Origin of the sequence: Kribbella sp. NPDC050124 (assembly GCF_044460355.1) — a bacterium.
Classification (GTDB): Bacteria; Actinomycetota; Actinomycetes; order Propionibacteriales; family Kribbellaceae; genus Kribbella.
In genome coordinates, this window is record NZ_JBITJU010000009.1 from 206,222 (window position 1) to 232,251 (window position 26,030).

Genomic DNA, 26,030 nt, shown 5'->3' on the forward strand with positions numbered 1-26,030 from the left:
TTCTTCCCCAGTCAGTCGGGTTGGCCGGCGACGCGCCGGATGGCGTCCCGGGCGGAGCTGGTGGCATCGGTTCCGTCGAGGACGCGGATCGTGGTGCGGTAGGTACGCGACTCGCCGTGCTCGAGCCAGATCATCGAGCCGTCCGCGCGCGCCGCCTCGTCCCCGGCGACGTGGTGGGTCGACGGCTCCAGGCCGACGGCGTACTGGCCGCTGCGCAGGTTCTGCCACTCGAAGAAGCACGGCATCGTCGCCGCGTCCCAAGTCACTTCGACGCCGAGCGTGCTGTCGCCGCGGATGAGCGCCACCCGGTGCCGACCGGCGGCGTCGGGGACCAGCCGGTGCTCGTACACCTGCTCCACGAAGCCGGGTTGCGGATCGGGCTGCACGCGGTACGAGACGCCTTGCTCCTTCACGGAGTCGCTCTGCCAGGTCGTCTCGGCGATCGGCGCGACGAACTCGGTGCCCGCGTCAACGATCGGCCAGCCGAAGTTCAGGTGGTAGAGGAACATGTGCGGCGTCCGTTCGAAGCCCAGGTTGTCGACGACGTCGGTCAACCGGAGCTCGAGTCCGTCGAAGTCGGCTTCGACGGTCCGTGTCAGCCGCAGGTGCTCCCCGAACGACGTGGCCTGAACGACCTCGCCACGAACGCGCAAGGTGCACCGGTCGCCGTCCCACACCTCACCCGCCTCCAGCAGCCGGCCGGGAATCGCCGTCAGGCGGCCGTGCAGACCGTGCGCGACCGTCTGCTTCGGCGGGTAGCGATAGTGGTCGGCGTCGACCTCGTTGCCGAACAGCGTGTGGTCGAGTCCGCCGGACACCAGCAGACCGTCGAGCGCACGCAGCCAGGACAGTCCGCCCTCGTCGTTGTTCTCGTGCAAACCCGGGTGCCGGAAGCCGTTGCCTGACCGCCAGCCGACCGGTACGCCGCGGAACCGGGCTGCACCCAGATCCAGGGCACGGTCGACCAGCACCTCGAACTCGAGCCCGGCTGACGTGCGCACCTGGAAAGCTCGCACCCCTCGCTCGACACCGTTGGTCAGCTCGATTTCGCGGACTCCCGCGACGCTCGCCAGATCACCGGTCCGCTCTCGCAGCGCCGCGGCGGACAACTGCTCCCCGAAGACGTTCAGACTCACTCCATCACCCATCCACCATCGACGTTGATCGTCTGCCCCGTGACGAACGACGCGTCCGGGCCGGTCAGGAACGACACCACCGAGGCGATCTCGGCCGGCGTACCCCGGCGCTTGATCGACTGGTGGTCGAGCACGAACGCGGTGTACGCCTCGGGGTTCTCGTGGATCGTCTCCGCCTTGGTCGGGAACGCGCCCGGCGAGATCGCGTTGACGCGGATGCCTGCCGGGCCGAGCTCGCGCGCGAGGGCACGGGTGAACGCGACTGCCGCGCCCTTGGTGCTGACGTAGCTCGCCAGCTTCTCCCACCCGCCATGCCAGGTGATCGAGGCGATGTTGACGATCGACCCGTCCTTCCGGGCGATCATCGACCGCGCGGCGGCTTGCGCGGCGACGAAGTACGCACGTTGGTTGACGGCGACGACGTCGTCGTACTCCCCGAGAGTGATGTCGAGGAACGGCGTCGCCGGGTAGATCGCGGCGTTGTTCACCAACACCTGCAACGGGCCAAGTCGGTCCTCGGCCGCATCGATCGTCGCGACCAGTGCGGCGGAGTCTCGAAGGTCGACCGGCAGTACGGCGGATCGGCCGCCCGCCGCCTTGACCGCTGCCTCGGACTCGGCCAGCGCATCACCAGGCAGATCCAGCAGCGCCACGCCGTACCCGTCCGAAGCAAGCCGTACGGCGATGGCCCGCCCGAGGGAACCGCCCGCGCCGGTCACCACCGCCGATGCCGTCACGACCGGCTCCGGATCGCCGGCTTGCCGACGAGCCGGCGGCCGGCGCGATCGGGGCGGACATGCGGGCCGGCCTTCGCGCCCCAGTCGGCCGAGTCACCGAGACCGGCGATCGCGGTCTCGTCGACCGAGTAGCCGAGCCCGGGCGAGTCCCCCAGGACCAGGTGGCCGTCGACGATCTCCTGATCGGCGGTCATCCCGACCGGGAACGCCAGGTCCTGGATCTCGATCGACAGATGGTTCGGTACGACGGCCGCCGCATGGCCGAGTGGGTTCAGGTCGTACCCGACCGGGCTGATCGGCAGGTCGAACGCATGCGCCAGCGCGGCGACCCGGAGGAAGTGCGTGATCCCCCAGACGCTGCCCGTCTGCACGATGTCCACGGCGTTGGCCGCCAGCAGCGGGCGGAACTGTTCGAGTCCGGTGAGGTTCTCGCCGGTCGCGACCGCTGCCTTCACCGACTGGGTGACGAGGGCGAGTCCGTCCACGTCCCAGCGCCGTACCGGCTCCTCGACCCACGCGAGGTCGGCGTGCTCCTCGATCCGCCGGATGTGCCGCACTGCCTCCTTGCGCGACCAGGACTCGTTCGCGTCCAGCATCAGCGCGGGCGCATGCCCGGTCTGGTCCCGGTAGAGCTCGCTCAGCAGGTCAAGGCGGCGCAGGTCCGCGGCAACGTCGAGCCCGCCTTTGAGCTTGACTGCCTGCAGGCCACACTCGGCGAACTGCTTGTGCAACCTGGTCAGTTCGTCGTCGGTCAGCGGTCCGTCCAGGCCGGACGCGTATGCTGGCACGACGTGGTCGCGGGCACCCAGCAATCGCCACAACGGCTGTTCGACCGCCTTCGCCTTCAGGTCCCACAGCGCCATGTCGAGCGCGCCGATGGCACCGAACATTGCGCCGGCGTGACCGCGCTTGAACACCCAGGCGAGCATCCGGTCGTACAGTGCCACCACGGCCCGCGGGTCCTGCCCGTCCAGCGCTGGGAAGACCACGTCGATGCCGTCGAGCGACCCGATGCCGATTCCTTCGAGACCGGTGTCGGTGGTCAGGACGACGATCGGCACCGACGTCTTGCCGGAGTTCACCGCGCCGTTGACGTCACCGATGGGGCGGCCCCAGTCGTGCACCGTCGTGACGGTGCGATACCCCGTAATGCGCATGGCGCTATCCCTTGGTCGAGCCGGCGGTGACGCCGTCGGTGATCTGGCGTTGGAAGAACAGGTAGATCGCGATCACGGGCAGCGCCGCGACCAGGACACCACCGGCGAACAGCGGGATGTCGTCGGAGTACTGGCCGCGCAGGGCGGTCACTCCGACCATCAACGTGCGGTTGCCCTCGGACTGCATGACGAGCAGTGAGATGAGGACGTCGTTCCAGCAGAACAATGCGTTCAGGATGCCGACCGAGAGCAACGCCGGCCGCCCGAGCGGCAGCATGATCCGCCGGTAGACGCCGAGCGTCGTACTGCCGTCGACCCGCGCGGCCTCGACCACCTCGGCCGGGATCCGCGCGTAGAAGCTCGTCATCAGGAAGATCGTGAACGGCAGGAACTGCCCCGTGTAGGCGAGGATCAACCCGAGGTGCGTGTCCAGCAGGCCGGTCTGCCCGAGCACCCGGAAGAACGGCACCATGATCACCTGGAACGGAATCATCAGCGCGCCGAGGCAGACCAGGAACAACCACTTCCGCCCCCGGAACGTGAGCTGGCTGAACGCGAACCCGGCCATCGATCCGAGCAGCAGCAACAACGCGACCGCGCCGGCGGTGACCACCACCGAGTTGAAGGTGTAGCGGCCGAGACCCGAGGAGTTCCACGCCTCCGCGATGTTCACCGCGGTCAGCTGATCGGCCAGCGAGAACCGGTTGAGCACGTACTCGCGCCGCGACTTCATCGCCACGTTGATCGTGAACAGGATCGGGTAGATCGTGGCCAGCGCCAGCAGACACATCGGAACGGCGACGATCCAGCGGGAGACACCACGTTCGCGCATCGCCTCACACCTCCTTCGTGGCGCGCTTGATCAGCCGGATCTGCGCGAGCCCGACGAGCAACATCAGGACGAACAGCACCATCGACGCCGCCGACGCGAGCGCCGGGCTGTTCATCTGCCCCTGCGTGACCCAGATGTAGAACTCCGGCAGGTACGTCGACCCGCCCGGACCGCCCGCGGTCATCACGTAGACCAGGCCGAACATCCCGGTCAGCATCCCGATCATCGTGGTGACGAAGACGAACTGGATCGTCCGGCTCAGCTCCGGGATCACCACGTGCCGGACGGTCTGGGCCAGGCTCGCGCCGTCGCAGCAGGCGGCGTCGAGCAACGACTGGTCGAGCGTCGAGAAGCCGGCCATGAAGATCACCAGCGCCATCCCGAACGTCGCCCAGATGTGCACGCCGATGACCGAGAAGATCGCGAGGTGCGAGTTGCCGAGCCAGTCCACCGGCGCGACCCCGAGCTTCCCGAGCACCTGGTTCAGCGGACCGTCGAAGGACAGCAGGATGTTGAAGATGGCGCCGATGATGACCGGCGAGAGCACCACCGGGAAGAAGTACACGCTGCGGTAGAACCGGTGACCGGGCACCTTCAGGAACAGGAAGGTCGCCAGGATCCCGGGCACCGCGACCGCGACCGGCAGCGCCAGGAACAGCAGGCCGACGTTCTTCAGCGCGGTCCGGAAGACCGGGTCGCCGGCCAGCGTCTGGTAGTTGCTCAGGCCAACGAACACGCCGTTGCGGGCGCCGTCCCCGGTGAGCGAGTACTGCGCACCGAGGATCAGCGGCACGATCCGCAGCCCCACGATCACCAGCAGCGCCGGTGTCACCAGCACCAGCACGGCGAGCTTGTGCTCACTGAGGTGCCACCGGCGGACGGCTGTCGTCCGCCGGGGCGCCGTGATCGCCTGTGCCATGGCCAGCTTCCCTGTCGAGTCTCCTGCCGAGCTCACTTGTCCGACGCCGCCAACTGGGTCAGGGCCGCGTCGACGGTGACATCACCGCTGATCAACTGCTGGGACAGCCGGTGCATCAGATCGAGCGTCTTGGCCGAGAGCGCGGTGTGCAGCAGCGGCTTGCTGTCCGGCAGCCACGAGACGATCTCTCCGGCTGACTTCACCTCGGCCGACGAGGTGTCGACGGTCTTGTCGGCGGCGATCGCGCCGGCCTTGTCGAAGAACAGCTTCTCCGCGTCCGTTCCGGCGAGGCTCTTGATCAGGTCGACGGCGAGATCAGGACTCTGCGTCCACTTCATCACGCCGTACCCGATGCCACCCTCGGCGGGCAGGAAGGTCGAGGACACGTTCGCCGGGTTCAGCACCGGCGACTTGTAGACGCCCAGGTCGGCGCCGAGGAACTCGTCGAAGTCCTTCCAGTGCGCGGTGTCGGAGATCAGGCCGATCACGTTGCCGCCCTTGCCACCGGAGAACATGGTGAACTGGTCCATGAACATGGCGGTCGAGTTGACGCCCTTGTTGTACCAGCCCTCGTCGTTGGACTTCTTCCACAGGTCGAAGACCTGCTTGACCTCGGGCGACTTCCAGTCCCGCTTGCCGGCCAGCCAGGCGTCGTACTGCGCCGGGCTGAACACGCCGGGCGCGAAGCCGGACAGGAAGAACTCGATCCCGAGGCCTTCCTTGTTGCCGAGGTTGAAGCAGGCGTTGCCCGACTTCTTGATCGCCGCGCAGCCGGCCTCCAGCTCGGCGAGCGTCTTCGGCGGCGCCTCCGGGTCGAGGCCGGCCTTCTTGTAGACGGCCTTGTTGTAGTAGAAGGGGAAGCCCTGAAGCGTGATCGGTACGGCGTACGTCGTACCGGAGCTCTTGAACGCGTCCCAGCCGACGAGCCGGTCCTTCAGCTCACCGGTCTTGTCGTCCAGCGGCAGCAGCGACGTGACTCGCTCGCGCAGCTGCGCGCCCCCGTTGAACATCGCGATGTCCGGGCCCTTGCCGGCCTGGATCGCTGTTCCGAGCAGCGTGTAGTACTGGTCGTACGGCTGGGCCACGAACTCGACCTGCACACCCGGGTGCTTCGACTCGAAGTCGGACTTCGCCTTGGCGTAGTACTCCTTGGTCTTCGCGTCACCGGAGTGCCAGTCCCAGACCACCAGCTTCCCGGACTCCGTGCTGCCCGCCGGGCTTGCGCTCTGTGGCGCGGCCGCGCCGCAACCGGCCGCGACGGCCAGCAGTGGGGCGAGTGCGACAGCGGTCCAGCGTCGCCTCGATGTGCGATTCCTCCGGTACGCCGGAGCTGAGGCGGTCGACATGACGCCCTCCTGAAGTGGTGAGTACTGGCTTCTGGGCGTCGATTGTTAGTTGTCTGTTGTCTGTTGTCAAGGGTTTGTTGACAGCCAGCGGATGGGCGACAATCCAGTACGTCGACGAATCAGCCCTGGAGGAAGCGTGACCTCAGAGATCGGACAGGCCACCGTGCGGCTCGCTCCCGCGGCGGCGGCACGACGCCCGGCGCGGCTGGCCGACCTGGTGGTCGAGTCGATCGTGGACGGCGTCGTCTCCGGATCGATCCCGCCCGGCTCGGCGCTGCCGCCCGAATCGGCGCTGTCCGAGCAGTTCCAGGTCAGCCGGATCACCGTCCGCGAGGCGGTCAAGCTGCTCGAGGCCAAGGGCCTGGTGGAGGTCCGCCGGGGCGTCGGCGCGGTGGTCAAGGACGACTCGAGCTGGAACCTGCTGGACTCCGCCGTCCTCGCGGCGGCGGTCGAGCACGACGCGAACCTGACGATTCTCGACGAGCTGGTCGGCGTCCGGATCGCGCTCGAGTCGAACCTCGCCGGGCTCGCGGCGGAGCACGCGACCGACGAGGACCGGGCGGCGATCGAGGCGATCTTCCACCGGCTCGAGGCCGACACCGCCCGGCCGGAGGTGTTCATCCAGACCGACGTCGAGTTCCACGACCGGATCATGGCCGCGTCGGGCAACCGGCTGGCGCGCTCGATCGTGAGCACCGTGCACGGCCAGGCCCGGACCAGCATGCGCTACCAGGGTCACCCGAGCGTCGAGGATGTGAGCGTCACCAACGCCGAGCACCGGGTCGTGCTGGAACGCATTCTCGACCGGGACGCACCGGGCGCGGCACAGGCGATGACCGACCACATCCGGTCCGCCTGGGAGCGCCGGCGCCCGCCGGTCACCCCCGCCTGATCCGCCGCTGATCCGCCCCCTGATCCGCCGCCTGATCCCCGCCTGATCCGCCGTTTCGGCGGTCTCGGCGACTGAGACCACTTGTTGACTGGTCCATCGTCCACTTCTAGTTTGCTCCTCACAGATGTCAGACAACAGATGACATAGGAGTGAGCATGACCCGACATCGTCCGCCCCGGGTGATCGCCGCCGCCTCCGCGCTCGCGCTGGGCATCACCGTCCTCGCCACCGCCCCGACCTCCGCCGCCCCCACCCGCACCGAAGTCATCCTGGTCGTCCCCGACGGCAAGAAGCCCAAGGACCTCCAGGCCGACCACGTCGTCCGCACGCTCGACGCCGCCCAAGCACTCGTCCGTGCGACGAACTCCACGTCCGACGTCCGGGTGCTCCTGGCAGGCGGAACCTACGAGCTGAACAAGCCGCTGCGGTTCGACGCCCGCGACGGCGGTCGCAACGGCCACTCGGTCACCTGGCAGAGCGTCCCGGGCCAGCGCGCCGTCCTGTCCGGCGGCTCGAAGGTGACCGGCTGGACGCTCCACGACCCCGCGAAGAACATCTGGGCAGCCGACGTGCCCGTCGGCACCTCTTCCCGGCAGCTCTACGTCGACGGGGAGCTCGCCCAGCGCACCCAACTGCTGTTGGCCGAGTCCAAGAAGACCCGCGGCCACCTCGTCTTCAGCCAGCGCGGGCTCACCGTCAACGATGCGGCGCTGGCAGAGCGCATCGCCGGGCTCTCGAACCCCGGCGACCTCGAGATCGAGGAGATGGGATCGTTCACGGACCGCTACTCCCCCGTCCACTCGGTCGACGGCAACACCCTGGTGATGGAGCAGCCGGCCTGGGACAACAACAACTTCGGGTACGACACGCTCAAGTCGCCGTACAACCGGGGCGCTGTCTACCTCAACAACGCCTACGAGCTGATCTCCGGCCCGAAGCAGTGGTACCTCGACTCCGCGAAGGGCAAGGTCTTCTACCGCCCGGCCGACGGACAGTCGATGACTGCGGCCGACGTACGACTCCCCCGGCTGGAATCACTCGTCCAGGTCGGCGGCAGCTACCGGGAGCCGGTCAAGAACCTTGCCTTCAGCAACCTCACGTTCGCGCACACGACCTGGAACTTCCCCAGTGGACCGAACGGGTACGTCGACCAGCAGAGCGGCGCGCACATCGTCGGCGAGTACGCCAAGCCGGCCGACTTCCTGACCAGCTGCCAGGACGGCTGCCCGGAGTTCGAGAAGACCCGCAACGAGTGGCACCAGATCCCCGCCGCGGTCCAGGTCTCGGCCGCCGAGCACGTGTCCTTCGGCCGCAACCGGTTTGAGCAGCTCGGCTCGGTCGCGCTGGGCCTCGGCATGGACCCGAACGCGCACGCCTCCGGCGTCGGCTACGGCGTCGGCCACATCGACGTCCTCGGGAACACGTTCACCAACAGCGCCGGCTCCGGCATCGTCGTCGGCGGCGTCCAGCCGAACGCCCACCATCCGAGCGACCCGCGGATGACGAACCATGACGTGACGATCACCGACAACACGATCACCGCGACCGGCCAGGAGTACCGCGACAACGCCGGCATCCTGTCGACGTACGTGACGCGCGCGACGATCACCCACAACACCCTCAGCGACCTGCCGTACGACGGCATCGACATCGGCTGGGGATGGGGCATCAACGACCCCGGCGGCAACCTGTACTACCTGGAGGCCGGCCTCTACAACTACCAGCCGATCTACCAGACGCCGACCACGTTCCGCGAGAACTACGTGGCCTACAACCTGATCCACGACACCAAGCAGGCCATGCACGACGGCGGCAGCATCTACACACTCTCCTCGAGCCCCGGCACGGTCATCGAACGCAACTACGTCTACGACAGCCGCGTCACGTTCGGCGCCCTGATCGACCAGGGCACCAGGTACGTCGTGATGCGCAACAACGTCTTCCTCGGCAGCAGCCGCTGGGTCTACGTCAACGCCGACGACAAGAACCCGGACACCTTCAACACCAGGGACAACCTGATCACCGGCAACTGGTGGGACGTCGGCCCCGCCCGCAACCCCGAAGGTCCCGCCTACAACAACCGCCTGATCGACAACACCCAAATCACCGACGGCAACTTCCCACCCGAAGCCCAGAGGGTCATGACCGAAGCAGGCGCCCGCGACTGACGGACGCCGAATGCGCAGACGGCGCTCGTTCCCCGGTTTAAGGCGTTGGGGAACGAGCGCCGCGTGCCGGGCTATTTGGCTGCGCCGCGGATGGCTGCTCGCTGCTGGGCGGTGAGGGCCAGGCGCATGGTTTCGAAGGTGTGCTCTTGCGGGGCGGCCGAGGTGGTTCGTTCGCGGACGTCGCGCAGCAGATCCTCGTAATACGTGGTCTTGACCTGGGAGCAGTCGATGTACTGCGTCCCTTCCTGGTTGACCAGGAAGAGGTGGTCGCCGCCGTCGCGGCCCGCGATGTCGACGTACTTGCGGAGCTCGATGTAGCCGTCGGTGCCGAGGATCATCAGGCGGCCGTCGCCCCAGGTCGGCAGGCCGTCCGGCGTGTACCAGTCGACCCGGATGTACCCCTGGGCGTGGTCGCTGCGCAGCAGGATCTCGCCGAAGTCCTGCAGGCCCGGCTCGTCGGGGTTGGCGAAGTTCCCGACCGTGCTGGCCACGATCTCGGCGGTCCGTGCGCCGGTGAACCAGAGGAACTGGTCGATCTGGTGCGAGGCGATGTCGGTCAGGATGCCGCCGTACCGATTCTTGTCGTAGAACCAGTCCGGGCGACCGGCTCCGCCGCCGAGGTGGCCGCGGTCCCCGACGCGGTGCGGGCCGATCCCGAGCGTCTGCACCACCGTCCCGATCCGGCCCTCGCGGACCAGCTCGCCGGCCTTGATCACGCTGGGCACCTCGAACCGCTCCGAGAACGTCACCGACCAGAACCGCCCGCTCTGATCGACCGCCTTCTCGATCTCCTCCAGCTGCTCGAGGCTGACGCAGCCGGGCTTGTCGGTCACGACGTCCTTGCCGGCCCGCAACGCCGCGACCGCGATCGGCCCCCGTCGATCCGGTACGGCGGCGGTCACGATCAAGTCGATCCCGTCCTGCCCGATCAGCTCGTCCGGGCTCTCGGCCACCGGCACCTCCGGGTACCGCTCCCGGACGCTGGTCGCGATCGCGGCCGACGGATCGTCGGTCGCCATCCCGGCGAACTCCGCACCGGCAGCGACCAGGCCTGCGATCTGACCGAAAATGTGCGCGTGATCAAGCCCGACGGCGGCGAACCTGACAGCTTGCGTGGAAGTCACCCGTAATCCTCCGACTCGGTATCGCTTCGACTCCCCTCACCCTATGCCACACCGGCAAACGCTTACCACCCTCCGCGCGTTGCGCGCCGTCATGCGAAGCTAGCGCGCGTGACGAGCCGCGACGTCTTCAGCTCCAGACCGTTCCTGCGGTACTGGCGAGCCAACGCCGTCTCAGGGCTCGGCACCTACGTGACGCTGTTCGCCCTGCAGGCGCTGGTGGTCCTGACCCTGCACGGCTCGGCCGAGGACGTTGGCTGGCTCAACGCCGCGCGGTGGCTCCCGTACCTCGTCTTCGGGCTCGTCGTGGGCGCGATCGTCGACGGTCGGCGCCGGCTCCCGCTCATGGTGCGCAGCGACCTGGCGCAGGCTGCGCTGCTGTTGACCATCCCGATTCTTTGGTTGGTCGGCCTGCTGTCCCTGCCGGCATTGCTGCTGATCGTGATCGCGTACGGCACCGCCTCCGTGGTCAACAGCGCGGCCGCGATGTCGTTTCTGCCGCGCCTGATCGAACCGCGGCACCTCCAGCCGGCACACGCGCGCATCGACGGGGCGGACGCGGTCGCATCGACTGCAGGCCCAGCGCTCGGCGGACTGCTGGTCAGCGCGGCCGGCGCCCCGGTGGCCGTCCTTCTCGACTCCCTGACCTACATCTACTCCGCGCTCACCTTGCGCCGGATCGATCGCGATGAACCACCACCGCGTACGGGCGTCACCGCAAGAGGACTCGTGAGCGAGGTCGTCGACGGGGTGCGGTGGGCCTACCGCGGCTCCGGCTTGTGCACGCTCGCGGTGGCGACTCATGTGTGGTTCGTCGGCAACGCGATCGTCGGGGTCGTCCTCGCGCCCTATGCACTCCGCACCCTCGACCTCACGGCTTTCCAGTTCGGCATCGTTGGTGCGGCCGGAGGAGTCGGCGCCGTCGTCGGCGCCTCGATCACCACCTGGGTCGGTCGGCGGCTCGGCACTGGCCGCACGATCATCGTCTGCCACGTCATCACGACCGCCGGCGTGCTCGCGATGGTGCTCGCCGGGCAGGGGTTGCCGGAGGCCGGGACGATTGCGGTCATCATGGCCGGTCAGGGCCTGTACGGCCTGGCGATGGGGATGAGCAACTCACACGAGATGAGCTACCGCCAACTGGTGACTCCCGACGAACTGCAGGCCCGCACGAACACCACCCTTCGTTCGTTCAACCGGGCGGTCGTCGTGATCATCGCGCCGATCGCGGGCGTTCTCGCCGACGCCTGGGGCGTCCGGCCGATGCTGTTGCTGGCGGCCCTGATCTTCGCCCTCGTCGCGGCGGGCCTCGCCGCAACCTCCTTCCGCACCGTACGGGCTCCGACGTGAACCTCCGGAAATACGTCATCTGACGCAAGGCAGGTGAGGGTCGCGCGACCTACGTTCGGGGCGATATCCGAACGAGCCCGCGATTGCGGGTGAAGGAGGCGCAGGATGACTGCAGCGGTGAAGAACGTCGTGCTGGTGCACGGCGGATTCGTGGACGGGTCGGGGTGGCAGGGCGTTTACGACCAACTGACCCAGGACGGTTACCGGGTGGCCGTCGTACAGAATCCGACCATCTCGCTGGCCGGTGACGTGGCCGCGACCGAGGCGGTCCTCGACGACCTCGAGGAACCGGCGATCCTGGTCGGGCACTCGTACGGCGGGGTGGTGGTGACCGAAGCCGGCAACCACCCGAACGTCGCGGCGGTCGTTTACATCGCGGCCTTCGCGCCGGACAAGGGTGAGTCGGTCAACACGCTGATCGCCGACCCGCCACCGGGTGCGCCGGTGCCGCCGATCCTGCCGCCGAAGAACGGGTTCCTGTTCCTCGACCGGGAGCAGTTCGCGGCGTCGTTCGCCGGTGACCTGCCGCCGCAGCAGGCGGCGTTCATGGCCGACTCGCAGACACCGTGGGGCGTCGACGCACTCGGCGGCACGGTGTCGGACCCGGCGTGGCGGGTGAAGCCGTCCTGGTATCTGGTCGCGACTGACGACCGAATGATCCCGCCGCCCGCGCAGCGCGCGATGTCGGAGCGTGCCGGCTCGACGGTCACCGAGGTCGCCGGCAGTCACTCGGTCTACGTTTCGCAGCCGGCGGCGGTGGCCGCGATCATCGTCCAGGCTGCTGAAGGCGTGTCCGAGTAGCCGGTACGTGCGGCGGTCCCGCGAGCTTATGCTCGAACTCGGGGCCGCCGCCGTACTGCTTGTGAGGGGGTTGGGTGGAGGCGTGGGGTGGACTTGTCGGCCGAGCGGCTGAGCTCGACCAGCTGAGCCGATTCGTGGCCGGCATCGGTGAGCACGGCGGTGCGCTGCTGCTGTCGGGTGATGCCGGCGTCGGCAAGAGCGCGCTTGTCGAAGCGGCGGCCGGTCAGGCGCTGTCGGACGACGTACGGGTGCTTCGGGCAGCTGGTGCACAGTTCGAAGCCGAGATCACCTACGCGTCTCTGCATCAACTCCTGCAAACGTGCCTGGGCGAGTTCGACAGTCTGAGCCCACGCCATGCGGGAACGTTGAACGTTGCGCTGGGACTCGCAGACGGCCCACCGCCGGCCCCACTCATGGTTGCCGGGGCCGTGCTTGCTCTCCTGGAGCAACTCGCCGCGGAGCGGCCGGTGCTGCTGGTCGTCGACGACGTACCGTGGCTTGACCGGGCCAGCGGCCTCGTGCTCGGGATGGTGGCGCGCCGACTCGTGGGCAAGCGGTCGGCACTTCTCGGGGCGGCGCGTACGGGTGAGTCGAGCTTCTTCGATCACAGTGACCTCGCCGTCGAGCAGATTCAGCCGCTTCCCGACGATGCCGCCGCCGAGCTCCTCTCGGCTCGCTACCCTGCCCTGGCGCCACGGGTACGCCGCAGGTTGCTCACCGACGCGCAAGGCAACCCGCTTGCGCTGCTGGAGTTACCAGTTGCCCTGGGCGACCATCTCTCGGGCGTTGCAGGCTCGGTGCCGGCGGTGCTGCCACTCGGACGGCGGTTGCAGGCAGCCTTCACCTCCCGGATCAAGGGGCTGCCGGACTCGACGTACCGGGTTCTGTTGCTGGCCGCACTCGAAGGTACGGGCGATCTCCGCCTGATCCGACGGGTTGACGATGGACGCGGGCTTGCGCCGGCCGAGCGGGCAAACGTGATCCGGGTCGACAACAGCGCAGAACGTCTCGTCTTCCGGCACCCGTTGATGCGGTCGGCGGTCGTCGACCTCTCCACGAGCGGTCAGCGCCGCGAGGCACACGGCGTACTGGCGCAACATCTCGCGGACCAACCTGAACGACGAATCTGGCACCTCGCCGAAGCCACGGCGGAACCCGACGAGGAGGTTGCGGCCCTCCTGCAAGGTGTCGCGCACGCCAACCTGCGGCGCGGCGATTCGGTCGGCGCCGTGACGCAACTGCTGCGCGCTGCTGAACTGAGCCCGACGGGACGCGCCCGCAGCGGACGGCTCGCCGAGGCCGCTTACCTCGGCTCGATCGTCACGGGCGATCTTCGCGACGCGCCGCGACTCCTGGGCGCGGCTCGGGAGTCCCACGGCGGATCGGGTGGACCACTCTCGCTGGCGGTTGCCGGCGCCTACCAGTTGCTGCACAGTGACGGCGACATCGACACGGCGCACCGGCTGCTCGTCGACGCGATCAACGATCTCGACGATCCCGGCGATGCACACAACAAGGTCCTGATCGAGGCCCTCTACACGTTGCTGATGATCTGCTTCTTCGGCGGGCGGCCGGCGCTGTGGCCGCCGTACGAAGCCGCGATCGCTCGGCTCGAGCCGCGCGTCCCGGAGTTGCTCGGCATCCTCAGCAAGACCTTCAGCGATCCCGCACGGGCATCGCAGCAGGCGCTGGCACAGCTCGATGCGTCGATCGAAGGACTGACGGAACAGGTCAGTCCTGCTCGGATCATCCGGACCGGGATCGCTGCGGCGTACCTGGACCGTCTCGCCGATTGCCGCGACGCTCTCTACCGTGCCGTGCAACACGGCCGCGAAGGTGGCGCGATCACCTCGGCGATCGAAGCCCTCTTTCTCCTTGGCCAAGACTCGTTCCACACCGGCCAGTGGGATCAAGCGCAGCAACTTGTCCACGAGGGGCTCCAGCTGTGCGACAAGCACGGGTACAAGCTGCTCAGTTGGCCGGGGCTGCTCATCACCGGTCTGCTCGCCGCAGCCCGCGGCGACACGGTCACACCGGAGACGATCGCCCAGCAGATGAACGCCTGGGCTGGTCCGCGGCGGGCACGGACGACGCAGCTGTACGGCGCTCACATCCGGACGCTGGCCGCCCTTGGCCGGAGCGACTTCGAGGCCGCGTTCACCCAGGCCTCACTGATCAGTCCGGCCGGCGTGATCGCGCCGTACTGCCCGCACGCGCTGTGGGTCTTCCTCGACCTCGTCGAGGCAGCGATGCTCACCGGTCGCCACGCCGAGGCAGTCGCGCACGTGAAAGCCGCGCAGGCGATCGGGCTCGAGACGCGGTCGGATCGCCTGCGTCTCGTCGTCCTCACTACGGCGGCCATCACTGAGACCGACGTCGACGGCGATCGTCTGGAAGACGCCATCGCCTCGCCTGCCAACGATCGGTGGCCGTTCGATCTCGCGCGAATCCAGTTGACCTACGGCGCGCACTTACGCCGTACCAAGAACACCAGCCGGGCCCGGCATCACCTCGCTGCGGCCTCAGCAACTTTCCAGCGGCTGAACGCGCGCCCTTGGACCACCCGCGCCGAGAACGAACTCCGCGCGACCGGCATCCCGCACGAATCCCACGTCGACGCCACGCTGACCACCCAGCAACGCCAGATCGCGGAGCTGGCAGCCGCAGGCCTCACCAACAAGCAGATCGCGGAACGCCTGGTCCTCTCCCCACGCACCGTCTCCACCCACCTCTACCAGCTCTTCCCCAAACTAGGCATCACCACCCGAGCCGCCCTCCGCGACGCCCTCGACAGCCTCCCCCAACCCCCTGAATAGCGCCACGCGTGTCACATTCGCCGTGGCGGCGGGTTCACCTCGGTGAGCCTTGGGATGGGATGGTGTGAGCGATGGACGAGCATGAGCGGCTGACCGCGCATTTCGAGCGGCACCGACCCCGGCTGCGGGCGGTGGCCTATCGAATGCTCGGCTCGCTGGCCGACGCGGACGACGCTGTTCAGGATGCGTGGCTTCGGCTGAGCCGGTCCGACGCGGAGCAGATCGAGAACCTCGGCGGATGGTTGACCACCGTCGTCGCCCGGGAGTGCCTGCACATGTTGCGCTCCCGCCGACGTCGCCGGGAGGATCCGTTCGCCGCACATCTGCCCGATCTGATTGTCCTGCCGGACGGGGACCTCGACCCCGAGCAGGAGGCGTTGCTGGCCGACTCGGTGAGCTTGGCACTGCTCGTCGTACTCGACCAACTCACTCCTGGAGAGCGGTTGGCGTTCGTGCTGCACGACATGTTCGACCTGCCCTTCGAGGAGATCGCCGGCATCGCGGGCCGCACCCCGGCCGCCGCGCGGCAGCTCGCCAGCCGGGCACGGCGTCGGGTGCACGATGCGGAGATCCCGTCCCCCGATGCGGATCTGGGGCGCCAGCGGCAGGTCGTGCGTGCCTTCTACGCGGCTGCGTGGAACGGCGACTTCGACGCCCTCGTCCAGGTCCTCGACCCCGACGTCGTACTGCGCACCGACTTCGGCACCACCCGGCCGCCGACGGTCGTCCGCGGCGCGTCTGCCGTGGCCAAGCAGGCCCGCGCCCCACGCGGTGGCGAACTGCGCCCCGCCCTGGTCAACGGCGCGATCGGGACGTTGATCACCCGCGACGGGCGGCCGTTCTCGGTCATGGCCTTCACCGTCGCGGGCGACAAGATCGTCAGGATCGACGTTGTCCGCGACCCCGACCAGGTCGACCGCCTCGCGTCCGGCCTCAGGCCAGGGACTCGAGGTATTTCTGGGTCTCCTGCTTCTTGAAGTACTGCGCCCAGCCCGCCGGCTGCGCGTTGAACCCGGGCTCGCGAGCGGTGTGGTCGGCACCGTGCTCGACCAGCAGGCGCGCAATCGAGAGCTCACCAACTGAGGCCGCGTAGTGCAAGGCAGTGGCGCCCGCGGCGGTGACACCGTTGACCCCAAAGCCAAGATCGACCAGCACCCGGACCGACGACCAGTTCCGCCCCTCAGCCATCCGCGCAACCAGATCCCCGTACCGATCACGCAGCCCAGGATCGGCGGCCACCATAGCCCGCATCACCCCTTCATCAGCACCCTCGACAGCTTCCTCAAACTCCATCGTGTCCTCCTAGCACCGTTGCACTCACCCCCATGAGCCCACCCAACGCCCCGATGTGACACCCCCGAACGACTGCCGCCTGGGAGGGGGTTGACTCTGTAGTTGAGTCCGGGGTTGACGATGGGGGCATGCGAACTGGTGAGCTGGCCGGGCGGGCTGGGGTGAACATCGAGACGGTGCGGTACTACGAGCGGCGCGGGTTGCTCAGCGAGCCGCGCCGTACGCCGGGCGGCTACCGCGACTACCCGGCTGCGAGTGTGGAGTTGCTGCGGTTCATCAAACGCGCCCAGGAACTCGGATTCACCCTCGACGAGATCGAGGAGCTGGTGCACCTGGACAGCGGTGGCCCGGACAGTTGCGACGCAGCCCGGGCGTTGGCCGAGCACCGGCGCGACGACCTGGCGGCCCGGATTCGCGACCTGCAAAGCATGCACGACTCGCTCGCCGCCCTGGTCGCGACCTGCGACCTGCCCCGCGCCGACCGCAGCTGCGCGCTGCTGGACGCGATCACCCACTCTTCGGAGGCGTTGCGATGAACCTGGAAGTCATGCACGTCCCGGACTGCCCGAACCTGCCTCCGCTGCTGGAACGCCTCGCCAAGGTCACCGATCTGACGGTCACGACCCGGCTGATCGAGACCGACGAGGACGCCGCCCGGTTCGGCATGGCCGGCTCACCCACACTGCTGATCGACGGCGTCGATCCGTTCGCCCCGGTCGGCGGCAGCGAGTTCGGACTGTCCTGCCGTCTCTACCGCGGCCCCGACGGCCACACCGTCGCAGCACCGACGGTCGAACAACTGCGCACCGCGCTGACCTCCGCCGAACAACACCAGTCCAAGCCGCCCGGTGAGGTGCTGAGCGAATGGCGAACCCGTGCGCAGCCGCTGCATCCGGTCGAGAGGGCCGTGCAACAGGCGATCCTGCGCTCGTTCGCCGCCACCGGACACCCTCCCGTCCGTGGTGCCCTCGATGGCGTGACCGCCGGCAGCGGACGCAGTACGGACGACGTACTGACCGCGCTGCACGAGGGCGACGCGATCCGCTTGGCCACGAACGGCGAGATCGCGGTGGCCTACCCGTTCTCCGCCACGCCGACACGGCACCGGGTCCGGATCGGCATCCCCGGCACCGCTGATGGCGTGAACGTCTACGCGATGTGTGCAATCGATGCTCTCGGCATCGCCCCCATGCTCGGCCGAGAGACCCTGATCGAGTCCGTCGACATCACCACTGGCCGGCCAGTCACCGTCACCACACGGGACGGCCGAGCGATCTGGGAGCCGGCGACGGCGGTCGTGTTCGTCGGCGCCACCGTCGGTGGCGGCCCGTCGGTGGACTGCTGCTGCGACTACCTGAACTTCTTCACCGACCACGCCGCGGCCGACGCCTGGATCACCAGTCATCCGCACGTTCCCGGGCAAGTCCTCAACCCCGCAGAAGCCGAGCAGCTCGGCGCCCGGTTGTTCGGGCCGCTACTGGATCCCACGACTGTTCCGGAGGCTGCCGAAGAGGCCTAACGTGGAGAATCCCACCGAGGAGGTTGGTCACCGTGTTGACACGAGCACCACGCCTACGGCTCTCAGGTCATGGCGCACGACTCCGTCTCCGACTCCACGACCGTTGGCAGCCAGAACCGCTCGAGACCCTGCGCGAGTGTTGCCGTGCAGCGACCGCTGTCGACAAGGCACTCGGCGAGGCAGTCCGCGCCGCCCGCGCAGCAGGCGCCTCATGGCCGGACATCGGCCGGGCACTCGGTGTCACCGACAACGCCCAGACACAACAAGAAGTCATAGATGCGCTCGCGCACCAAAAGCGCGCGATCTGGCAACGACTCTGGGCGTAGCGGCAGCAGCCTCAAGGCAGATGGCGATCGATCCTGCGCAGTAGGCGGCCCACCACTGGGCTGTTGTGCCAGCCGCGGTCAATCACCCAGTCCCGCGCGCGGCGCACACCAGCCCGCAGCCGCGCCGCCGGCGACCGCCGTCCAGCGTCCTCCCGCTCAACGGCGCGTCGCTGTAGATACCGCGCGCACCCCGAGCACACACCAACCTCCGGATGCGCACCCAGCCGCACCAGATCGGACTCAGCGAAGACGCCGTCACAACACCAACACCGCGGCACCGGCCGCTGAACAGATTCCTCCGCAACCGTCATCCACTCATCATCTGCCGCACCGGCCGAACCTTCCAACTGCCTACACCCGGCGCATCGCGGCCTGCAGACAAGCCCTCGGTCGATGGTGGTTGCCACTGGCGACTGTCGTCAGTGGTAGCCCTCGCGTTGGGTGGATTCGGCGGCTACGCGGACGCCGTAGTGGTAGGCGAGTTGGCCGCCTAGCCAGCCGGAGGCGCTCAGGATTGCGATGGCGATCAGGCTCAGGACGAAGCCCGCGACGCTGGCCTCCTCGTAGCCTTGGGCGGCGCGGACGGCGAAGCTGATGACAAAGAGGGCAACCACGGTCAGGTTCAGCGTCATGTGGGTCAGGTCGGTCCGGAACACCTTGGTGCCTCGCGGGATTGCGAGTAGGTCCATCAGGCCGAACACGGCGGCGAGCAGGGCGCCGATGATGCCGATGCCGATCAGCCAGTAGGCGCCCTCGGCGAAGCCCGACGCTTCGTCGGTGCTGATCAGGGCGACGAGGTCGAACACGACGCTCGCCACCCAGGCGCCGATCGGTACAGCGACCAGCACCGGATGGAACGGATGACCGTACGGTCCGGCCAACTTGGACGTGGGGCGCTTGGCCCGCTCAAGCTCATCCATGGCGGTTCTCCAGATCCGCGGCGCAGTACGTCGCCTCTATCTCCAGTACCCACCGTCAATAGAAACCAGCCCCGAGGTCGCCGCGGGAGGTACCGCGCGGGTTGCCGGGCGCAACGTGAAACGACCGGCGGTGGACGTTCCAGGTAAGCGAGGCCGACGGATGGCGAGTGCGCTAGCCTGCGGTTGACTCGGTTGGTTGGGGGTGGGCGGAGGCTTGCCAGTCGGTTAGTAGGTGGTCGGCGTGGAGGTCGTCCACCACTAGCGAGCAGCGGGCGCCGAAGAGTACGTCGGCGATCGCGCCCGGATGTTGTCGGACGTAGCTCGCGCAGAGGTCGTGGGCTGCGATCTGCTCGTGGACGGCGTCGGCTTCGACGTGTTCGGTGAAGTAGCGAGCCTGGTCCTCTGAGGCGCCGAGTCTGGCGGCTCCGGCGGCGTACTGGCGATTGGGAAGCGTCGACGTCATCTCGAGCGCCGCCAGGTGGCCGAGGAGGGCGGCTGTCCAGCGGCGGTGAATCGCGAACAGCGACATCACGTTCGACACCGCCAACGTGACCGCCGGAACCACCGGGACGTAGTACCCGTAGCTGTCGTCGAGCCCGAGCCAGCGCATCGTCGTACGGAACAGCTCGGAATGCATCCGCTCCGGGCGACCACCGCCGTACTCGTCGGCCTGGATCTCGACCAGCGCCGCCTTGGCAGCGCCGTCCAGGCGCGGGATGCCGAAGGTGTGCGGATCGGCCTCCTTCAGCTGGTAGACGGACCGGTTGAGGACGAACTGACGGAACTGCGCCTTCGAAGCATGCCGACGCAGGTACGGCGCCAGTCGTGGACCGTCATCGGCGTCGAGCAAGGTGCGCAACTGCTGCGCGACCGGTTGATCGGTCGGCAGGATCCGGCAGTTGGCTTCCAGCCAGTCGATCCAGGGCCGCTCCAACTGGGTGCGGAAGGCAACCACAACCGGATCCCACTGGTAGTCGGGGTGTACGCCGTCGAAGCCGCGGTACTGCAGTTCGTAAGCGACCCACAGGGCGAGCTGGAGATCGTCGTCGTACGGCTGACCGGATGTCCCGACCCCGGGCGCTGCATGGTCTTGTCCGGTGAGCCGGTCGTTCAGCCAGGCGCTGAGCGGCCCACGTGGCGGTGGTAGCTGCATGGGCGACCCGGTACCCGCCGGATAACGGTCGTGAATCAGGGGTGGGTACCGCCAGTTCATGACCTCGAAGGACGGCGGCGCGACCGAGATCCGCGCGTACCCGGACGGCCCGATCCTGGTCCGCGGCGACTTCCTGCTGCTGGACGAGGACGGCGATCCGATCCCGGCCCAGCGCCGTACCATCGCGTTGTGCCGCTGCGGGCGCACCGCCGTCCCACCTCTCTGCGACGGCACCCACGCGCTCCCCCGCCGGATCACGCGGTGAACATGTCCGCGAGCCACGGGACCACGCGCTCGGGACCCAGTGCGCGAAGATGCTCCACCAGCGGGTACTCCACCATGGCGCGGACGTCATCCAGGCCTGTTGGCGCATAGGGCTCGGCGGCGTCGATGAGGTCGTGCAGGCAGCGGCTGGTCGGCCGGGCCTCGCCGGTGCGCAGGTCGAGGAGCTGGCCGCGGACACCGTCACGCAGCGCCGCCCACCGATTCTCGGCGATGCGCCACGAAGGCGCCGGCGGTCGGAGCTCACCGAGGTAGTACAGATCGGCGAGGTGACCAGCCAACGCGGACACCAGTCGGACGACCGCATTCGTCTGAGCCACAGTCGCCTGTACGTCGAGAACCCGCAGCTCGAGCGTGCCGTAACGGACATGCGGCCGGAGCTCCCACCACCATTCCGACGCGTCGGCCACCGCACCGCCGCGGACCGCCCAGGCGAGCTCGTCTGCGTACTGCTCCCACGAGCTGATAATCGGTGGCACTCCTTGGCGGGGCAGCTGGGCGGTGATCACCGGGCGCACCGAGCAGAGACCGGTGTCCCGTCCTGCCGCGAAGGGTGCAGCGCCGGCCAACGCAGCCAACTCCGGGAGGAGGTCCCGCAGCGCGTGGTAGACGCCCAGCGTGCAATCCGCATCACCGAAAGCCAAGTGCACCTGCAACGAGGAGACCAACTGCCGTCTGATGGCCTCGCGGTAGCGAGTTCCGAGCCGAGCCGCGCGCGCCGTCGGCGCCAGCGGAGTCGGCCGTTCACGGAGCGGGTGCACGGGCGCTGCGATCGGGGCCACGGCTTGCCCACAGGCGGCGGACACAAGCTTCCGGCAGGACCGCAGCTCCTCGACCGCATCCGCCACCTGCTCGTGAACGGAAGTCGCGATCTCGAGCTGACTGGCCGGCAACTCCGGCTTCACCCGTGGATCGCCGATGCTGTCGATGACCCCCGCGGCCTCCGCCGGCAGCCAGCTGCCTCGGCGTACCAGGAGTAGTTCTTCCTCGATCCCGACCGTCCCGGCCACGGTGCTCGAGAACAACGCCCGCAGCGACTGGCCGTTCACCATCTCAGCCTCCTGTACGGCGTCGGCCTCACTACGGACCGACATCCCTGAGGCTCCGCGCCCCCAGGTACCCCCGGGCGCCAAGTTCAACCCCTCGCTCGAGGCCGATAGAACCGCTCCTACTGCAAGCGTCCAGAGACGGCGCCGGAACCGCACCCTTGTCCACGCGAGGAGCTGTCCGACGACCGACCAAGCCGGCGACTTCGGTGAGCTGGCCATGAACCTGCACAACCGGGCCGATGTCCTGACCACAGCGGACGGTGTCCTGCAGTTCGCGGTCGAGGCGCTGCACTACGACCACGCCTCGGTGCTGCTCATGCAACGCGGACAAGCCCAAACCGTCGCCGCAACCGACGAGCTGATCACGATCGCGGACCAGCTCCAGGTCGACCTCGGCGAAGGGCCCAGCCTGCTGGCGATCACCGATCACGACGACGTACTCGTCGAGGACACCATGATCGACACCCGCTGGCCCAACTGGGCGCCGACCGCCGCCGCCAACGGGATCCGCAGCGCGCTGGCGATCCGCCTGTTCACTGCCGAATCGACGAGCGGCGCCCTGAACCTGATCTCCTCCGAACCCTTTGTTTTCAAGGAAGGTGACCGCGAAGCAGCCCGGCTGCTCGCGCTCCACGCGTCGATCGCGATCGCCTCGGCACGAATGGAGGCGACCCTGCATCAAGCCCTCGACTCGCGCAAGGAGGTCGGTCAGGCGGTCGGACGGTTGATGGAAAGGTACGGACTCGATGCCATCCGGGCGTTCGCCGTACTCCAGCGTTACTCCCAAACCCACAACCAGCGCCTGCGCGCAGTAGCCCTCCACGTCATCGACACCGGAAACCTCCCCCAGTAGTAGTCAGGACCTCTGTCTTGGTGCCTGCTGGAGGTTGTCAGGGTCTTGAGATGTCTTGGTGCTTCCCCTCGTACGACTGATAACCGCCGCTCCACAGAAGGCCTCGGCGATCAGCTGTAAGCCGTAGTCACCGGAACCTCAACGTCAATCGACTGCGTGATCGTGCTCAAATGTGCTACCTCCAGAGGCTCTCGTTCGCACCAGTCGTTCCCCGTCGGTACCCACCCGCGCGCACAACATCCGTCGTCCCGGCGAACGGCAAATCCTCGGCTCAGCCCGAGGTGATGGGGCTGAGCCGAGGACCAGGAGGCAGGCGGTCAGGTGGTCAGGAAGGTGTTGAGGGCGGTCAGCATTTGTGTGGGGGCTTGTTCGGCCAGCCAGTGGCCGACGCCGGGGATGACGAGGGTCTGCACGTTGCTTGCGCCGGATCACCCCCCGGTCCGGCCCCGGGTCGGGGCATGGCGCGCTGCCCCTTTGCGCGCGACCGGCGGCGCCAACGCCTCGGCGAGTTGTTTGCGCGAGGTGATGCCCAGCTTCGTGAACACCTTGTGCATGTGCCACTCCACAGTGCGCGGACTGATGAACAGCTCGACACTGATCTCTGCGTTCGTCCGTCCCGCACGCGCCATCCCGGCGATCTGCGCCTCCTGCGCGGTCAGCAGGGCGTCCGGGACGGCCGCCCGCTTGCGTGCCGGCAGTCCCGTCGCCTCCAGTTCGCGGTGTGCACGTCCGGCGAAGCCCTCGATCCCGAGTTCGGCGAGCAGCTCATGGGCGGCCCGTAGGTGGACGCGGGCATCTACGCGACGGCCCTGGCGTCGAAGCCATTCGCCGTACAGGAGATGAGCGCGGCCCAGGTCAACTCTGACGAGGGTGCGGTCCAGTCTCTCGATCGCTGCCAGGTAAAGGCTTTCGGCGGCTTGCCCCTCGCTCACGAGGGCACGCGAACGCGCTTCGATCCCGACCGCCCAGTCGGTGGCACAGGCCTCTGTCCTCGCCTGAAGCCGCTTGAGCGCATCAGTCGCCTGCTGCTGTTCTCCGGTCCGGGCAGCCGCCTCCACGAGTTCGACCAAGGACCAGGTGGCGAGTCCCAGCTCCTCCTGTCGTTCGCAACCGCGGGTGGCTGCGGTCAGGGCGTCCTCATATCGTCCAAGTCCGTTGTTGAGGACTGCCGCCGCCCAGTACGGCGCGGTGCGCAACCGGGTCGGCTCCCCGATCATCGCCTCGGCGATCAATCTGGAGCTCTCGATGTCGTCGCCCCTCCAGGCGGCAAGCGGCAACCGGGCGTACGGTCCGAGCGGGCAACCGGTGGCGACCCCGACCGCCTCAGCCTCCAGTGCCATCGACGTGGCCGCCTCACATCCGGCGGCAAGCAACTGGATCATCGAGCCCGCCAGGAGTGCCCGCGGCAACACGGTCAGCGCACCCACCGATCGCGCACGCTGAATCAGCCGCGTTGTCAGCGCATGCCAACTCCTGTCGTCCCAGACCTCCTGGGCCGCGCGGCAGGCAAGGAGCAACCACCGAGTGCCTTCCCCGGCATCCTGATCTCGAACGTTGCGGAGTGCTCGGTTGACCAGAGGCGCGCCTTCCGTGAGTCCTTTGCTGGTCAGTACGGCGAGACCGTCGAGCAGCAGACCGGGTCCGTCTGACGATCGCGGCGGCGCTGACTGGACACGCTCGGCGATCTCCAAGACGGTGCCTCCGGTGCCGCCGAAGGCCAGCGCTGCGTCAAAGGCCGCGCAATAGGCTTCGCGGGCCAGATCGGGCTCGGCAGGCTCCAGGAGCTGAGCCGCTTCAAGAAGCTCTGACGGCGTATCCGGGCCAGGATCGCTGTGGGCCGTCAGTTGCGCACCCAGGAACAGCACCTGAGTCCTGGCCAGGTCGTCGAGTGGTCCGGCCCGCGCTACGGCAAGCAGGCGGCGCGCTGCGCGCAACGCACCGGCGTGGTACTTCGCCTCCGCCGCCGCCAGCGCACGTCGTGCACGGGAAGCGCGATCGGCGGTCAACTCGGCGGCACGCGCGCGGAAGGCGGCAACCGCCGGCAAACCTCCGCGCTCCATGGCCTGGTCAGCGGTCCGCTCCAACTCCGCGGCAGCCTCCTCATCCAGCTCAGAGACCGCGTGAGCACGATGCCATGCGCGACGATCAGCATCGGTGCCGGGATCGATGGCAGCCGCGAGCGCCCCGTGGGCGGCCTGGCGTTCCTGCGGCGATGCGGCCTCGTAGACAACCGACCGGGCCAGCGGATGGCAGAACCGGACACGTCCGTCGAGCGCGACAAGTCGCGTCGTCGCGGCCATGGTCGCCGCAGCGGAGGTGATCCCGAGCTCGCCGGCGGTCCGCCAAAGGAGGACCGCGTCTCCGGTCGGATCAGCCGCCGCCAACACCAGTAGTTGCCGCGTCGCCGGCGGCAGCGGCAGGAACTGTCGCCGGAACCGCTCCACCATCCGGTCAGGGAGCGTGATCCGGGGCAGCCCGTAGCCGCCCGCCAGGTGGTCAGGCCCTTGTCCAGCGGTCGCCTGCTGCAAGGCAAGGGGGTTCCCGCGGACTTCATCCACAATCCGTTCCCGCACGCGCTCGTCCAGCGGGCCGACGGCGGTCGAGTCCAACAGGCTGTGCACGTCCCTGGCTCCCAGCCCGCCGACGACGAGCTCCGGAATTCCGGTCAGGTACGGCGCTTCGCTGCCGGCACCCGGCTTCCCGCTGTGCCCGCGGACCGCGACAGCGAGCGCGACCGATTCCCACCCGAGACGACGCCCCACGATGCCCAGAACCTGCGCTGAGGCCGAGTCGAGCCACTGTGCATCGTCCAGAATGCAGACCAGCGGTCGTTCCGCGGCAGCAGCCGACAGCAAGCCGATCACCCCCATGCCAACCACGAGACGCTCGGGAGCGTCACCGGCGTACAAGCCGAACGCCGTGACGAGCGCGTCCCGTTGTGGGTCCGGGAGCTCCGCCAGCCCGCTGAGGATCGGAGCACACAGCTGGTGCAGCCCGGCGAAAGCGAGCTCCCGCTCCGACTCGACTCCCGCTGCCCGCAGGACGAGGCAGCCGGACGCTCGCTTCGCGAGGTAGGCAAGCAGCGTGCTTTTGCCCATTCCCTCCTCGCCACGCATCACGAGCATCTGGCTCTCGCCCGTCCACACGTCCGCGATCAGCTTGTCCAGCGTTTCGCACTCCCGGCGCCGGCCGTGTGGCCGGTGTCCGGCATGCCCACCCGAAGGAATGGTCAGCACCTGAGCTCACTCCTCACCTCGACCCGAGAGCCCGGATGGCTCCGTCGATGCCATCGTGAGGAAGAGGTGTCCTCGATCGAGTCCGCCATCTGCACAGTCGGACTGGCCAGTGCCGACTGGCCGG

22 protein-coding genes are annotated in these 26,030 nt (G+C 68.3%); 10 read left to right on the top strand and 12 right to left on the bottom strand.

From position 1 onward, the window contains the following. Positions 1 to 11: 11 nt before the first annotated feature. From ACIBL3_RS22435 to ACIBL3_RS22460, 6 genes are read right to left on the bottom strand one after another with little or no spacing between them, the layout of a single operon-like run. Positions 12 to 1,136, bottom strand: a complete 1,125-nt coding sequence (locus ACIBL3_RS22435; RefSeq protein WP_396355454.1) for an aldose 1-epimerase family protein — start codon at positions 1,134 to 1,136, stop codon at positions 12 to 14. Then, the gene (locus ACIBL3_RS22440; protein ID WP_396355455.1) at positions 1,133 to 1,873 is read right to left on the bottom strand and encodes an SDR family NAD(P)-dependent oxidoreductase; all 741 of its coding nucleotides are present in this window, start codon (positions 1,871 to 1,873) and stop codon (positions 1,133 to 1,135) included. The genes ACIBL3_RS22435 and ACIBL3_RS22440 overlap by 4 nt, the downstream gene beginning before the upstream one ends. Beyond that, complete coding sequence (locus ACIBL3_RS22445) at positions 1,870 to 3,030, bottom strand: mandelate racemase/muconate lactonizing enzyme family protein (RefSeq protein WP_396355456.1); 1,161 nt, start codon at positions 3,028 to 3,030, stop codon at positions 1,870 to 1,872. Before ACIBL3_RS22445 ends, ACIBL3_RS22440 begins: the two co-directional genes overlap by 4 nt. A gap of 4 nt (positions 3,031 to 3,034) precedes the next feature. Continuing rightward, complete coding sequence (locus ACIBL3_RS22450; protein WP_396355457.1) at positions 3,035 to 3,862, bottom strand: carbohydrate ABC transporter permease; 828 nt, start codon at positions 3,860 to 3,862, stop codon at positions 3,035 to 3,037. Positions 3,863 to 3,866: 4 nt separating this feature from the next. After that, positions 3,867 to 4,781, bottom strand: coding sequence for a carbohydrate ABC transporter permease (locus tag ACIBL3_RS22455; RefSeq protein ID WP_396355458.1), 915 nt, complete (start codon positions 4,779 to 4,781; stop codon positions 3,867 to 3,869). 32 nt (positions 4,782 to 4,813) lie between these two features. After that, positions 4,814 to 6,127: an ABC transporter substrate-binding protein gene (locus ACIBL3_RS22460; protein ID WP_396355459.1), complete on the bottom strand. Its 1,314-nt coding sequence runs from the start codon at positions 6,125 to 6,127 to the stop codon at positions 4,814 to 4,816. Between the two features lie 136 nt (positions 6,128 to 6,263). Between ACIBL3_RS22460 and ACIBL3_RS22465 the strand changes: the two genes are divergently transcribed. Both ACIBL3_RS22465 and ACIBL3_RS22470 read left to right on the top strand, forming a co-directional pair. Beyond that, positions 6,264 to 7,019 carry a FadR/GntR family transcriptional regulator gene (locus ACIBL3_RS22465; RefSeq protein ID WP_396355460.1) on the top strand — a complete coding sequence of 252 codons (756 nt, stop codon included), beginning with the start codon at positions 6,264 to 6,266 and terminating at the stop codon, positions 7,017 to 7,019. A gap of 155 nt (positions 7,020 to 7,174) precedes the next feature. Beyond that, positions 7,175 to 9,187, top strand: a complete 2,013-nt coding sequence (locus tag ACIBL3_RS22470) for a right-handed parallel beta-helix repeat-containing protein (protein ID WP_396355461.1) — start codon at positions 7,175 to 7,177, stop codon at positions 9,185 to 9,187. Between the two features lie 71 nt (positions 9,188 to 9,258). Here the strand turns inward: ACIBL3_RS22470 and ACIBL3_RS22475 are convergent, their stop codons facing one another. Next, complete coding sequence (locus tag ACIBL3_RS22475; protein WP_396355462.1) at positions 9,259 to 10,311, bottom strand: Gfo/Idh/MocA family protein; 1,053 nt, start codon at positions 10,309 to 10,311, stop codon at positions 9,259 to 9,261. A gap of 108 nt (positions 10,312 to 10,419) precedes the next feature. Between ACIBL3_RS22475 and ACIBL3_RS22480 the strand changes: the two genes are divergently transcribed. The 4 genes from ACIBL3_RS22480 to ACIBL3_RS22495 all read left to right on the top strand — a co-directional run bounded on the left by ACIBL3_RS22480 (position 10,420) and on the right by ACIBL3_RS22495 (position 16,252). Next, the gene (locus ACIBL3_RS22480; RefSeq protein WP_396355463.1) at positions 10,420 to 11,658 is read left to right on the top strand and encodes an MFS transporter; all 1,239 of its coding nucleotides are present in this window, start codon (positions 10,420 to 10,422) and stop codon (positions 11,656 to 11,658) included. Between the two features lie 105 nt (positions 11,659 to 11,763). Beyond that, complete coding sequence (locus ACIBL3_RS22485) at positions 11,764 to 12,459, top strand: alpha/beta fold hydrolase (protein ID WP_396355464.1); 696 nt, start codon at positions 11,764 to 11,766, stop codon at positions 12,457 to 12,459. 74 nt (positions 12,460 to 12,533) lie between these two features. Then, the gene (locus ACIBL3_RS22490; protein WP_396355465.1) at positions 12,534 to 15,275 is read left to right on the top strand and encodes an AAA family ATPase; all 2,742 of its coding nucleotides are present in this window, start codon (positions 12,534 to 12,536) and stop codon (positions 15,273 to 15,275) included. A 71-nt stretch (positions 15,276 to 15,346) separates the two neighbouring features. After that, positions 15,347 to 16,252, top strand: coding sequence for a sigma-70 family RNA polymerase sigma factor (locus ACIBL3_RS22495; protein WP_396355466.1), 906 nt, complete (start codon positions 15,347 to 15,349; stop codon positions 16,250 to 16,252). Here ACIBL3_RS22495 and ACIBL3_RS22500 read toward each other — a convergent pair. Continuing rightward, entirely contained in the window at positions 16,209 to 16,568 is a 360-nt protein-coding gene (locus tag ACIBL3_RS22500) for an ankyrin repeat domain-containing protein (RefSeq protein ID WP_396355467.1), read from the bottom strand. The two genes, ACIBL3_RS22495 and ACIBL3_RS22500, sit on opposite strands and share 44 nt — an antisense overlap. A gap of 128 nt (positions 16,569 to 16,696) precedes the next feature. Here ACIBL3_RS22500 and ACIBL3_RS22505 point away from each other — a divergent pair, with 128 nt between their 5' ends. Continuing rightward, positions 16,697 to 17,104: a MerR family transcriptional regulator gene (locus tag ACIBL3_RS22505; protein ID WP_396355468.1), complete on the top strand. Its 408-nt coding sequence runs from the start codon at positions 16,697 to 16,699 to the stop codon at positions 17,102 to 17,104. Next, entirely contained in the window at positions 17,101 to 18,087 is a 987-nt protein-coding gene (locus tag ACIBL3_RS22510; protein WP_396355469.1) for an alkylmercury lyase family protein, read from the top strand. Before ACIBL3_RS22505 ends, ACIBL3_RS22510 begins: the two co-directional genes overlap by 4 nt. A gap of 745 nt (positions 18,088 to 18,832) precedes the next feature. Here the strand turns inward: ACIBL3_RS22510 and ACIBL3_RS22515 are convergent. Both ACIBL3_RS22515 and ACIBL3_RS22520 read right to left on the bottom strand, forming a co-directional pair. Next, positions 18,833 to 19,333 carry a DUF2231 domain-containing protein gene (locus ACIBL3_RS22515; RefSeq protein WP_396355470.1) on the bottom strand — a complete coding sequence of 167 codons (501 nt, stop codon included), beginning with the start codon at positions 19,331 to 19,333 and terminating at the stop codon, positions 18,833 to 18,835. A gap of 172 nt (positions 19,334 to 19,505) precedes the next feature. Further along, entirely contained in the window at positions 19,506 to 20,486 is a 981-nt protein-coding gene (locus tag ACIBL3_RS22520) for an iron-containing redox enzyme family protein (RefSeq protein WP_396355471.1), read from the bottom strand. Between the two features lie 58 nt (positions 20,487 to 20,544). On the opposite strand from ACIBL3_RS22520, the gene ACIBL3_RS22525 reads away from it, so the two are divergent. After that, positions 20,545 to 20,751: a CDGSH iron-sulfur domain-containing protein gene (locus ACIBL3_RS22525; RefSeq protein WP_396355472.1), complete on the top strand. Its 207-nt coding sequence runs from the start codon at positions 20,545 to 20,547 to the stop codon at positions 20,749 to 20,751. Here the strand turns inward: ACIBL3_RS22525 and ACIBL3_RS22530 are convergent. Continuing rightward, positions 20,741 to 21,862 (bottom strand): YbdK family carboxylate-amine ligase, encoded by a 1,122-nt coding sequence (locus ACIBL3_RS22530; protein WP_396355473.1) that lies wholly within the window; start codon positions 21,860 to 21,862, stop codon positions 20,741 to 20,743. The two genes, ACIBL3_RS22525 and ACIBL3_RS22530, sit on opposite strands and share 11 nt — an antisense overlap. A gap of 172 nt (positions 21,863 to 22,034) precedes the next feature. Here ACIBL3_RS22530 and ACIBL3_RS22535 point away from each other — a divergent pair, with 172 nt between their 5' ends. Further along, the gene (locus tag ACIBL3_RS22535) at positions 22,035 to 22,670 is read left to right on the top strand and encodes a GAF and ANTAR domain-containing protein (RefSeq protein WP_396355474.1); all 636 of its coding nucleotides are present in this window, start codon (positions 22,035 to 22,037) and stop codon (positions 22,668 to 22,670) included. Positions 22,671 to 23,098: 428 nt separating this feature from the next. On the opposite strand, the gene ACIBL3_RS22540 is transcribed toward ACIBL3_RS22535, so the two are convergent. Further along, a complete protein-coding gene (locus ACIBL3_RS22540; protein ID WP_396355475.1) occupies positions 23,099 to 25,906 on the bottom strand; it encodes an AAA family ATPase in 2,808 nt (935 codons plus the stop codon). Positions 25,907 to 26,030 lie beyond the last annotated feature (124 nt).

Bases quoted from the DNA above. Each gene is read 5' to 3' on its own strand.
- ACIBL3_RS22445 (WP_396355456.1), bottom strand. From the start codon at position 3,030: ATGCGCATTACGGGGTATCGCACCGTCACGACGGTGCACGACTGGGGC.
- ACIBL3_RS22450 (WP_396355457.1), bottom strand. From the start codon at position 3,862: ATGCGCGAACGTGGTGTCTCCCGCTGGATCGTCGCCGTTCCGATGTGT.
- ACIBL3_RS22455 (WP_396355458.1), bottom strand. From the start codon at position 4,781: ATGGCACAGGCGATCACGGCGCCCCGGCGGACGACAGCCGTCCGCCGG.
- ACIBL3_RS22460 (WP_396355459.1), bottom strand. From the start codon at position 6,127: ATGTCGACCGCCTCAGCTCCGGCGTACCGGAGGAATCGCACATCGAGG.
- ACIBL3_RS22470 (WP_396355461.1), top strand. From the start codon at position 7,175: ATGACCCGACATCGTCCGCCCCGGGTGATCGCCGCCGCCTCCGCGCTC.
- ACIBL3_RS22485 (WP_396355464.1), top strand. From the start codon at position 11,764: ATGACTGCAGCGGTGAAGAACGTCGTGCTGGTGCACGGCGGATTCGTG.
- ACIBL3_RS22495 (WP_396355466.1), top strand. From the start codon at position 15,347: ATGGACGAGCATGAGCGGCTGACCGCGCATTTCGAGCGGCACCGACCC.
- ACIBL3_RS22500 (WP_396355467.1), bottom strand. From the start codon at position 16,568: ATGGAGTTTGAGGAAGCTGTCGAGGGTGCTGATGAAGGGGTGATGCGG.
- ACIBL3_RS22505 (WP_396355468.1), top strand. From the start codon at position 16,697: ATGCGAACTGGTGAGCTGGCCGGGCGGGCTGGGGTGAACATCGAGACG.
- ACIBL3_RS22510 (WP_396355469.1), top strand. From the start codon at position 17,101: ATGAACCTGGAAGTCATGCACGTCCCGGACTGCCCGAACCTGCCTCCG.
- ACIBL3_RS22515 (WP_396355470.1), bottom strand. From the start codon at position 19,333: ATGGATGAGCTTGAGCGGGCCAAGCGCCCCACGTCCAAGTTGGCCGGA.
- ACIBL3_RS22520 (WP_396355471.1), bottom strand. From the start codon at position 20,486: ATGCAGCTACCACCGCCACGTGGGCCGCTCAGCGCCTGGCTGAACGAC.
- ACIBL3_RS22525 (WP_396355472.1), top strand. From the start codon at position 20,545: ATGACCTCGAAGGACGGCGGCGCGACCGAGATCCGCGCGTACCCGGAC.
- ACIBL3_RS22530 (WP_396355473.1), bottom strand. From the start codon at position 21,862: ATGTCGGTCCGTAGTGAGGCCGACGCCGTACAGGAGGCTGAGATGGTG.
- ACIBL3_RS22535 (WP_396355474.1), top strand. From the start codon at position 22,035: ATGAACCTGCACAACCGGGCCGATGTCCTGACCACAGCGGACGGTGTC.